Origin of the sequence: Kitasatospora nipponensis, from assembly GCF_039528135.1 — a bacterium.
Classification (GTDB): Bacteria; Actinomycetota; Actinomycetes; order Streptomycetales; family Streptomycetaceae; genus Kitasatospora; species Kitasatospora nipponensis.
The window spans coordinates 23,871-32,874 of the sequence record NZ_BAAALF010000005.1 but is presented as its reverse complement, the minus strand read 5'-3'; the positions used below and the strand labels follow the sequence as shown (position 1 = coordinate 32,874).

Sequence of the window (9,004 nt, the reverse complement as noted above, 5' to 3'; positions counted from 1 at the left end):
GGTCTTAGAAAGACAAGCCGGTTATCCACCTCCTTGGCTCACAGAACGACATGGCTACGATCCGACTTCCCGCCCCCGCCCGCCCGGGGTGACCTGGGATGACCGGGGTCGTCGGCCCGGGGGATCAGTCCGCGCAGTACAGCGTGACGGTCCAGCCGGAGCGCTCCGGCTGGGCCACCTGCCGGCAGAGCGCCGGGTTGTAGCCGGCGCCGGAGGCGGCCAGGTCGGCCAGCTGGGTGGCGGCCGGCAGGGTGCGGCCGGAGCCGCTGAAGACGAAGTCGTCGGCCTGCGCGGCGCAGGCGGTGGTCGCGCCGACGCCGAACAGGGCGGCCAGGGTGAGGGCGGTGGCGGCTGCGCGCCGGGCGTGGAGGGTCATCGGAGGGACTCCAGCTTCTCGGGGTGAGGGTGCCGTGGAGGAGCGGTGGCCATCGCTGACTCGGGACCCTAGCAGCAGGAGTGATGGTGTGTCATTGCAATGGCACACCATCACCCGGTGGTCGCCCGCACCCCACCCGAGGCAGGTCCTAGTAGGGGGTGCCGCCCGCGAAGTCGGTGGCGAAGGTGGTCTCCACGCCGGTCAGGACGCCCGGGTCGCTGATGATCAGGCCCAGTTCGCGGTTGCTGTTGAGCGAGTTGTCGGACAGGTTGATCGAGCCGACCTCCACCTTGGCGGTGCCGGTCCCGTAGTCGGCGACGACGGCCTTGGCGTGCACGTAGAGTCCGCCGGAGGACGAGTAGGTCACCACGCCGGCGCCGGCCGCGGTCACCTGGTCGAACTGGGCGCCGTAGCTGCCGGGGTCCATGCCGACCACCCGCACGCTCACCCCGCGCCCGGCCGCCGCCGCCAGGGCGTTCACCACGGCCGGGTCGCCGAACTCCAACTCCTCGACGTCGAGCGACTGGTGGGCGCCGTTGATCAGGGCCAGCAGGCGCGACTGCGAGTCGGTGGGCGACCAGAGCAGGTTGTCGCCGTCGGAGGGGGTGACGGAGGTCTTGGCGTAGTCGGCGGCGAAGACCCTCTCGATCGCCGCGACGTCGTTGACGTCGTTGTCGAAGACGCCGTAGTCGCGGTCGTTCGCGTAGTACACCGAGTCCAGATTGCCGCTCAGGATCAGCGACTTGGCGCCGTCCACGGTGATGGTCTTCTGGTGCGTGTAGACGTACGCCGAGGAGGAGTAGGTCACCCCGACCCCGGCGGCCCTGAGCGTGGAGTACGCCGAGCCGTTGACCGAGGTGTGCTGCGCGTCCAGGATCACCCGGACCTTGACGCCGGCCCGGGAGCGGCTGACCAGGTCGTTGACGGCGGTGGTGTCGCGCAGCTCGTACATCGTCATGTCGATCGACTTGGTGGCCGAGGTGATGAACGAGTAGACGCTGCTGTGGCTCTGGTCGGGGAAGACCAGCAGGGAGTACGTGGCGCCGGCGGCCTGGGCCGGCACGGCGGTGGCGCACAGGGCGGCGGAACAGAGGGCGGCGGCGAGGCCGAGGAACCTGGTGGCGCGCATGGATGTGCCTCCCGGGGGTGGTGGCCTGGTGGTCGGCACCCGCAGGGCGAGCCCGGGTGCCGACTACCAGGCCACCACTGCGTGGTGAAGCCTCGCTACCCTCAGGAGTCCTGGACACATGACATGTTGGTGAACCGTCAGGCGTCCTCGGGTCCGCCGTGGCCGACGTACAGGCCGCGCGGGCGGTGCCGGCTGGCGGGTGCCTGGTACTCCTCCAGCGCGTGCGCGATCCAGCCGGCCGAACGGGCCGCGGCGACCAGCGCCTCGGTGGCGTCGGCGGGCATCCCGGTCAGGTGGGCGAGCACGGCGAGCGCGAAGTCCGAGTTGGGGAAGGTGCCCAGCCGTTCGCCCGCGGCGGTGACCAGCGCGGTGACGACCGGGCGCACCCCGTGCGGGTCGGGCACCGCTTCGAGCAGCCCGAGCAGTGCCACCGCGCGCGGGTCGTGCCGCTGGTAGAGGGTGTGCCCGAAGCCGGGCACCCAGCCCTCCGCGCGCAGCCGGTCGGCCAGCACGCCCAGCGGGTCGCCGCTGGCCGTCGCGTCGGCGATCAGCCGGTGCGCGAGGGCGCCCGCGCCGCCGTGCAGCGGGCCCTCCAGGACGGCGAGGCCGGCGCTCACCACGGCGTACGGGTGCGCGCGGGTGGAGGCGGCGATCCGGGCGGCGTAGGTGGAGGCGGCCACGTCGTGGTCGGCGACCAGGACCAGCGCGCCGTCGAGCGCGCGCAGGCCCTCGGGGGTGGGGGCCGTGGCGGTCAGTCGCGGCCAGAGCAGTTCGGCGACCGAGGCGTCGGGGGTGTCGCCGGCCGTCGCCGTCGCCGTCGCCGTCGCCGTCGCCGTCGCCGTCGCCGTCGGGGCCGGTGTCGGGGGCGTCGAACGGCGGCGCGGCGGCCAGCAGGGCGGGGATCAGTGCGCGGGCGGCGGCCAGCACGCCCGCCGGCCGCAGGTCGAAGCGCAGCGGGTCGGCGACCGCCGCCGCCGTCACGGCCGCCCGGAACCGGTCGGCCACCCGGGCCCGCGCCGGGAGCGCGTCGGGCGCCGCCCGGGGGGGGGGGCGGGGGGGGGGGGGGGCGGGGGGGGGGGGCGGGGGGGGGGCGGCGCGGGCGGGCGGCGGCGCGGTGAAGTGCGCGCCGGGCACGTCCTCGCCGCGCCAGAGCCACTCCGCGACCGCCTCGAAGCGGGCCCGCTCGGGCCGTGCGGCGGTGGCGAGGGCGGCCACGTCGCGCCCGCGGTAGCGCAGCAGGTCGTCCTCGATCAGCGTCAGCCGGGTGCGGATCGGGGCCGGCGCGGCGGGCGCGGCCCGGGTGCCGCCGGCCCGGCCGCTGCGGGCGGCCAGCTCCTCGACGGCCGCGGCGGCGAAGAGGCTGCCCTTGCCGTCGCGCGAGCGGACCCGTTCGATCAGGCCCCGGCTGACGTACGCGTACAGCGTCTCGGGCTTGACGCCCAGGCGGCGGGCGGCCTGCTGAGTGGTCAGCAGCGGTTCCTCGGGGCTCTGCTCCGGCATGCCTGCACTCGCTCTCTCGGCTGGGCGATCCATGTTGATCCAATCAACGTTGACAGGATTGATCGCGAGGACGACATTAGCAAGCACCGCGTCAGTCCCGTACGAAGGAATCCACCATGAGTGCGTCCGCTGTCAGCCCTGCAGCCACCCCCGCGCGCCGAGAGGTCGGCGTCATCGACGTCCCGCGCGGGCTCAGCGGTGTCGTCGTCACCGAGACCCGGATCGGCGACGTCCGCGGCCGTGAGGGCTTCTACCACTACCGCCAGTACTCCGCGATCGACCTCGCCGAGCAGCGCACCTTCGAGGACGTCTGGGCCCTGATGCTGGACGGCGCGCTGCCCGCCGACGCCGCCCAGCGCGCCGCCTTCACCGCCGAGACCGCCCCGCTGCGCGCGCTGCCGGCCGAACTGCGGGCGCTGCTGGCGCCGGTGGCCGCGGCCACGGCGTCCGACGGCCCGCTCGCCGGGCTGCGCACCCTGCTGCCGGTGGCGGGCGCGCTGCGCGGTCTGCGCCCGCTCTACGACACCGACCCGGCCGGCCGGCGGGCCGACGCGCGCTACCTCAGCGCGCTGGCGCCCACCCTGATCGCGGCCCTGTACCGGGTCGGGCAGGGGCTGGAGCCGCTCGACCCGCGCGCCGACCTCGGGTTCGCGGCCAACTACCTCTACATGATCAGCGGCCGGGTGCCCGGCCCCGAGCACACCCGGGCGATCGAGCAGTACCTGATCTCGACGGTGGACCACGGCTTCAACGCCTCCACCTTCACCGCCCGGGTGATCGCCTCCACCGGCGCCGACCTCGCCGCCTGCGTCACCGGCGCGCTGGGCGCCCTGTCCGGCCCGTTGCACGGCGGCGCCCCCAGCCGCGCGCTGGACACCCTGGACGCGATCGGCTCGCCCGACCAGGCCGAGGAGTGGGTGCGCGACCGGGTGGTGCGCGGCGAGCGGATCATGGGCTTCGGCCACCCCGTCTACCGCACCGAGGACCCGCGCTCACGGATGCTGCGCGCGGTCGCCGAGCGCCTCGGTGGCGGCTGGTCCGCGCTGGCCGTCCAGGTGGAGCGGCACGTGCTCGAGGCGCTGGCCGAACTCAAGCCCGGGCGCGAGCTGTTCACCAACGTCGAGTACTACGCGGGGGTGGTCATGGACCAGTGCGGGGTGCCGCGGGAGATGTTCACGCCCACCTTCGGCGCGGCCCGGATCGTGGGCTGGTGCGCGAACATCCTGGAGCAGGCCGAGGACAGCAAGATCATCCGTCCCGCCGCCCGCTACGCCGGCCCGCCCGCCCCGCAGCCGGTCCCGTCGCTGGGGGCGTGAGCGCGCCCTACAGGCCCGGCAGCGTCTCCTGTTCGACCTCGCGCCGGCGCACCGGCTCGGCGGGGTGCCGGCACCCCGGGCCCAGCCGCAGCATCCGCGACTGCGGATCGTGCAACGGCCGCCCGCAGCCGCGGCAGGTGACGCGCTCGGCCAGCAGCTCCGGCCCGGCGGCGTCGCCGGGCACGGGCAGCAGCGCCTCGGCCGGCGGCGGCGATGACGGCGGCGGGGGCGGGGGCGATGACGGTGACGGGGACGGTCGATCGTTCACCCGCCGAGCCTAGGGCCTGTTCGGCCGAGCACGGCCCGATAGGCTGCCGACCATGATCGAGGACTGGCGGGCGGACCGCATCGGCAGCGCCCTGCGCGGCGAGAACCCCACGGTGCTGCGCCGCCTGGACGCGGGTTTCGCGGTGATCGGGGACGTCCAGTTCCTGCCCGGCTACTCGGTCCTGTTGGCCGACGAGCCGCACGTGGAGCGGCTGACCGACCTGCCCCGGGCCAGGCGGCTGGCGTTCCTGGCCGACATGGAACGCCTGGGCGAGGCCCTGGAGCGCGCCTGCGCCCGGCTGGACCCGGCCTTCCGCCGGGTGAACCTGGAGATCCTCGGCAACACCGACGGCTTCCTGCACGCCCACGTCTGGCCGCGCTACAGCTGGGAGCCCGCCGAGCTGGTCGGCCTGCCGGTCTGGCTGCACCCCCGCGAGCACTGGCGCGACGAGCGGTTCGCGCTCGGCCCGCGGCACGACGCCCTGCGCGCCGCGATCACGGCGGAGTTGGACGCGCTGGGCGCCCGGTGACCATGCTTCAGGTCCGATGAGGAAGGAGCCCTGGGTGGACGGCACGTTGGGGTGGCTCACGAAGGCGTTCGACACCGGGTTCTCCGTCACCTTCGCGGAGGGCCTGGACGCGCGGACCCTGCTGCTGCGGATGGGGTGCGAGCCGGAGTCGATCGACTGGATCGACGAGGTGGACTGCCAGGGGAGGCAGTTGGACGACGACATCGTGATGATCCGGGCCGGGGTGCACGGCGGCTGGGCCTTCGCGGTGCAGGCCTGGGGTGCCAGAGCGCTGGAGGGCGGTGTCATGGCGGCGGTCTCGGCCGGCACGCGCGCCTGCACGCTGGTCAGCACCATGACGATCCCGTGGTTCGCCTACTGGGAGGACGCCGAGCCCATCTGCGACTTCGACCCGGGCATGCCCTCGACCCGGCACGGCACTGCGCCGGACCACCTGAACCCGGTCATGGCGCAGGTCGGGCTGGACCCCTCACCGGACGCGACGGGCTCGACCTCGGTGTCCGGGATGCTGCTCCTGGCGGAGCGGGCGTTCGGTGTCACGCTCCCCTACGAGGCGGTCTTCCAGGGCGAGTTGCTCGGGGGAGTGGTCCCGGGCTGACCGGGCGTCGGGGCTGACCGGCCGTCCGTCAGTGCTCGGCGCGGCGCAGGGTTCGGCGGACGGCGTCGCGCAGCCAGTGGTGGGCCCGGTCGGACGCGTGGCGGGGGTGCCAGGCCATGCCGAGGGTCACCGGCGGCAGGGTGAGCGGGATGTCCAGCAGGTGCAGTCCGAGGGCGACGGCGTTGCCGGTGAGGGGCGAGGCGCCGGCGCCGGGGTGTGCGGCGGGCACCAGGCAGACGACGTCGCTGCGGGCGGCGAGGGTCATGGCGGCCAGGTGGCTGGGGAGGACGATGCCGACCCGCCGGTGCAGGCCCTGCGCCGCCAGGGCGGTGTCCAGCGGGCCGGTGAACCGGCCGCGGCGGCTGACCGCGACGTGCTGGGCGGCGGCGAGCCGGGCCGGGGTGAGGGTGCCCTCGGTCAGTGGATGACCGGGCCGGACGCCGGCCACCATGCGCAGGCTGACCAGCTCCTCGACCCGGGTCTCGGGGTCCACGTGGTCGATGGACCCGACCTCCAGGTCGATCCGGCCGTCGCGCAGGGCCGGGCCGGCCTCCAACTCCTCGGCCCGCAGCCGGAACGAGAGCCCCGGCGCCTCCCGCTCGGCCAGTCGCAGCAGTTCGGGGGCCAGGGCCGCGCCGACCAGGTCGGCGGCCTGGAGGGTGAACGTGCCGCGCAGGGTGGTCAGGTCGACGCCCGGGTCCGGGCCGAGCAGGGCGCCCAGGCTGCGCACCACGGCCGCGGCCTCCTCGCGCAGGGCCAGCGCGCGCGGGGTGGGGACCATGCGCTGCCCGGCCCGGACCAGCAGCGGATCCTGCAGCGTGCGGCGCAGGCGGGCGAGCGTGCGGCTCATGGCGGCGGGCGAGGTGTGCAGGCGGGCGGCGGCCAGGGTGACGCTCTGCTCGGTCAGCAGGGCGTCCAGGGCGATGGCGAGATTGGCGTCGAGGCCCGGGTCCGGGGCGTTCACCTGCATCATTCCGTTTCCGTCAATGATTCCGTGCCGAAGTTCCCATTGTGGCAGCACCCGGGTCCTCAGCAGGATGAGGGGCGTACCGACCGGCACGACCTGCGAGGTTTTCATGATCGTCATTACCGCTCCCACCGGGAACATCGGCCGTCACCTGCTCTCCGGCCTCCTGGAGTCCGCCCCCGCCGCGGGCGAGGAGCTGCGCGTGATCGTGCGCGATCCCGCCCGGCTGCCGGCCGCGGCCCGCGGACGCGTCGAGGTCGTCGTCGGCTCGCACGGCGACGCCGAGGTGGTCGACCGGGCCTTCGAGGGTGCGGACGCCGTCTTCTGGCTCGTCCCCCCGGACGCCACCACGACCCCGCGGGACGCCTACACCGGCTTCAGCGCCCCCGCGGTGCGGGCGCTGGCCACCCACGGCGTCGGCCATGTCGTCGGTGTCTCCGCGCTCGGCCGCGGCACCCCGCTCGCCGACCGGGCCGGCCTGGTCACCACCTCCCTCGCCCTGGACGACCTCATCGCCACCAGCGGCGTCGCCTACCGGGCCCTGGCCAACCCGTCCTTCTTCGAGAACCTGCTGGAGGAGTCCGCGTCGATCCGCGAGCGGGGCGTCTTCACCGACTCCGCCGACCCCGACCGCCGGGTCCCGCGCGTGGCCACCGCCGACATCGCGGCCGTGGCCGCCGGCCTGTTGCTGGACCGCTCGTGGACCGGTGCCGACAGCGTCCCGGTCCTCGGGCCGCAGGACCTGTCGCCCAACGACCTGGCCCGCATCATGACCGAACAGCTCGGCCGCCCCGTCCGCTACGAACGCCGGCCGCTCGACGAGATGCGCGCCGCGCTCCTCGGCCACGGCCTCGACGAGGCGTTCGTCGAGGGCATCGTCGAGATGAAGCGGGCCAAGGACCTGGGTCTGGACGCGGGTGTCACCCGCACCCCGGCCACCGCCTCGCCCACCGGCTTCGAGCGGTGGTGCGCGCAGAACCTCAAGGCCGCCGTCCTCTCCTGAAGTCCCCACCGACCACCTTTGATTGGCAGACACCTGATGTCCGTTGAGCAGACCGAACCGCCGGTCACGGCGTTCATGCTCGTCAAGACCACGCCCGAGTGGCTCGCCCTGAGCGTCCCGCAGCGCGTCGAGGCCTTCACCACCGAGGTCCTGCCCGCGATCAAGTCGAGGACCACCGGCGTCCGTTCACGCTTCTACGACACCGAGTTCTACTCCGCCCGGGTCACCGACGTCTGGGTGTGGGAGGCCGACGACCACCACGCCTACCAGCTCCTCATCGATGCCCTGCGCGAAACCCCTTTCTGGGACCGCTACTTCGAGGTCGTCGAGCTCCTCGTCGGCACCGAGAACGGCTACGCCCGCACCTACGGCCTGGAGCCCGTCGCCACCATCAGCACCTGACGCGCCGCGGTATCCGCGCACCCGCGCACCGGGGTGGCCGGCCGCGCGGGTGCCGCGTCAGATGAAGACCAGCAGGCTGGCGGCGATGTACACCAGGCCCACGAGGAGCAGCAGGTTGGCCAGCAGCCGGCCGACGGCGAACCAGGCGACCGCCGCCCGCGAGGAGGGGCCACGGCTGTCGCCCTCGTCGTCCGACCGCTCACCGGCCAGCACGCCGAACCCGGCGATGACCAGGCCGACCGTGACGGCGATGAACCCGGTGGAGAACCCCGCCGAGACGAAGGCGATGGCGGACGAGCCGCCGCCCTGGGAGCCGAGGTCCTGCACCAGTTGCGCGGTGGCGGCGCTCTCGACCGTGTGCAGGGAGGTGAGGTTGGCGGTCTTGTCGACCACGTAGGCGACGGCGGCGATGACGCCCAGGCCCTCGGAGATGTCCGCGATCCGGGCGACCGCTCGGAAGAAGCGGTTGTCCCGTCGCTTCTCACCGTGCGCCCAGACCGCAACCAGCGCCACGACACCCAGGATGAGGATGTACTTGTAGTACTGCTCGGACAGGGCCAGCTCACGCAACTGCCGCGCGCTCGTCACCAGCGTGGAGCCCGAGTAGTCCCGTTCCACGACGAAGTTGTTGCCGTGGGCCGCGGCCTCCGGGCCGATGACCTCGGTCGTCGAGTAGTGGTTGCTGCCCATGGCGGTGTGGAACCCCTGCTGGTCCTTGAGCCAGTACAGGACCGAGTACCAGGGCAGGAACCAGGACAGTCCCATCACCGTGCAGCCCACCAGCACCAGCCCCGCCCGGGTGGAGCCGCTGAGGCGGATGACCCTGCCGGTCGCAAATCGCAGGAGCCGGCTGTTCGGACCGGCCTTGGGCAGAACCCGACCCAGCGGGCTCCCGGAAGGGACCATGCGACCTCCT

10 protein-coding genes and 2 pseudogenes are annotated in these 9,004 nt (G+C 73.9%); 5 read left to right on the top strand and 7 right to left on the bottom strand.

Annotation, left to right across the window (positions count from 1 at the left end):
* Nucleotides 1-124 precede the first annotated feature (124 nt).
* From ABD323_RS02745 to ABD323_RS02730, 4 genes and pseudogenes are all read right to left on the bottom strand, one after another.
* Nucleotides 125-376, bottom strand: coding sequence for a hypothetical protein (locus ABD323_RS02745; RefSeq protein ID WP_344438616.1), 252 nt, complete (start codon nt 374-376; stop codon nt 125-127).
* Nucleotides 377-524: 148 nt separating this feature from the next.
* The gene (locus ABD323_RS02740; protein WP_344438611.1) at nt 525-1,505 is read right to left on the bottom strand and encodes a phospholipase D-like domain-containing protein; all 981 of its coding nucleotides are present in this window, start codon (nt 1,503-1,505) and stop codon (nt 525-527) included.
* 137 nt (nt 1,506-1,642) lie between these two features.
* Nucleotides 1,643-2,293 (bottom strand): annotated as a pseudogene (locus ABD323_RS02735) (citrate/2-methylcitrate synthase); the annotation flags it as partial.
* Between the two features lie 592 nt (nt 2,294-2,885).
* Nucleotides 2,886-3,005: pseudogene (locus ABD323_RS02730) on the bottom strand (helix-turn-helix domain-containing protein); the annotation flags it as partial.
* A 116-nt stretch (nt 3,006-3,121) separates the two neighbouring features.
* On the opposite strand from ABD323_RS02730, the gene ABD323_RS02725 reads away from it, so the two are divergent.
* Nucleotides 3,122-4,321: a citrate synthase gene (locus tag ABD323_RS02725; RefSeq protein WP_344438606.1), complete on the top strand. Its 1,200-nt coding sequence runs from the start codon at nt 3,122-3,124 to the stop codon at nt 4,319-4,321.
* Between the two features lie 7 nt (nt 4,322-4,328).
* Here the strand turns inward: ABD323_RS02725 and ABD323_RS02720 are convergent, their stop codons facing one another.
* On the bottom strand, nt 4,329-4,589 hold the full coding sequence (locus ABD323_RS02720; protein ID WP_344438601.1) for a DUF6011 domain-containing protein: 261 nt from the start codon (nt 4,587-4,589) through the stop codon (nt 4,329-4,331).
* A gap of 52 nt (nt 4,590-4,641) precedes the next feature.
* Here ABD323_RS02720 and ABD323_RS02715 point away from each other — a divergent pair, with 52 nt between their 5' ends.
* Both ABD323_RS02715 and ABD323_RS02710 read left to right on the top strand, forming a co-directional pair.
* On the top strand, nt 4,642-5,118 hold the full coding sequence (locus ABD323_RS02715; RefSeq protein ID WP_344438599.1) for an HIT family protein: 477 nt from the start codon (nt 4,642-4,644) through the stop codon (nt 5,116-5,118).
* 34 nt (nt 5,119-5,152) lie between these two features.
* Nucleotides 5,153-5,716, top strand: coding sequence for a DUF6461 domain-containing protein (locus ABD323_RS02710; protein WP_344438597.1), 564 nt, complete (start codon nt 5,153-5,155; stop codon nt 5,714-5,716).
* A 28-nt stretch (nt 5,717-5,744) separates the two neighbouring features.
* Here ABD323_RS02710 and ABD323_RS02705 read toward each other — a convergent pair whose 3' ends face one another.
* Nucleotides 5,745-6,689, bottom strand: a complete 945-nt coding sequence (locus tag ABD323_RS02705; protein ID WP_344438595.1) for a LysR family transcriptional regulator — start codon at nt 6,687-6,689, stop codon at nt 5,745-5,747.
* 103 nt (nt 6,690-6,792) lie between these two features.
* Between ABD323_RS02705 and ABD323_RS02700 the strand changes: the two genes are divergently transcribed.
* Both ABD323_RS02700 and ABD323_RS02695 read left to right on the top strand, forming a co-directional pair.
* On the top strand, nt 6,793-7,686 hold the full coding sequence (locus ABD323_RS02700) for an NAD(P)H-binding protein (RefSeq protein WP_344438593.1): 894 nt from the start codon (nt 6,793-6,795) through the stop codon (nt 7,684-7,686).
* Nucleotides 7,687-7,722: 36 nt separating this feature from the next.
* Nucleotides 7,723-8,088 carry a darcynin family protein gene (locus ABD323_RS02695; RefSeq protein ID WP_344438590.1) on the top strand — a complete coding sequence of 122 codons (366 nt, stop codon included), beginning with the start codon at nt 7,723-7,725 and terminating at the stop codon, nt 8,086-8,088.
* A 57-nt stretch (nt 8,089-8,145) separates the two neighbouring features.
* On the opposite strand, the gene ABD323_RS02690 is transcribed toward ABD323_RS02695, so the two are convergent.
* The gene (locus tag ABD323_RS02690; protein ID WP_344438589.1) at nt 8,146-8,994 is read right to left on the bottom strand and encodes a hypothetical protein; all 849 of its coding nucleotides are present in this window, start codon (nt 8,992-8,994) and stop codon (nt 8,146-8,148) included.
* Nucleotides 8,995-9,004: the final 10 nt, after the last annotated feature.

What these genes read in the sequence shown, in the direction of transcription:
- ABD323_RS02745 (WP_344438616.1), bottom strand. Translation starts at nt 376, where the DNA reads ATGACCCTCCACGCCCGGCGCGCAGCCGCCACCGCCCTCACCCTGGCC.
- ABD323_RS02740 (WP_344438611.1), bottom strand. Translation starts at nt 1,505, where the DNA reads ATGCGCGCCACCAGGTTCCTCGGCCTCGCCGCCGCCCTCTGTTCCGCC.
- ABD323_RS02725 (WP_344438606.1), top strand. Translation starts at nt 3,122, where the DNA reads ATGAGTGCGTCCGCTGTCAGCCCTGCAGCCACCCCCGCGCGCCGAGAG.
- ABD323_RS02715 (WP_344438599.1), top strand. Translation starts at nt 4,642, where the DNA reads ATGATCGAGGACTGGCGGGCGGACCGCATCGGCAGCGCCCTGCGCGGC.
- ABD323_RS02705 (WP_344438595.1), bottom strand. Translation starts at nt 6,689, where the DNA reads ATGATGCAGGTGAACGCCCCGGACCCGGGCCTCGACGCCAATCTCGCC.
- ABD323_RS02700 (WP_344438593.1), top strand. Translation starts at nt 6,793, where the DNA reads ATGATCGTCATTACCGCTCCCACCGGGAACATCGGCCGTCACCTGCTC.
- ABD323_RS02695 (WP_344438590.1), top strand. Translation starts at nt 7,723, where the DNA reads ATGTCCGTTGAGCAGACCGAACCGCCGGTCACGGCGTTCATGCTCGTC.
- ABD323_RS02690 (WP_344438589.1), bottom strand. Translation starts at nt 8,994, where the DNA reads ATGGTCCCTTCCGGGAGCCCGCTGGGTCGGGTTCTGCCCAAGGCCGGT.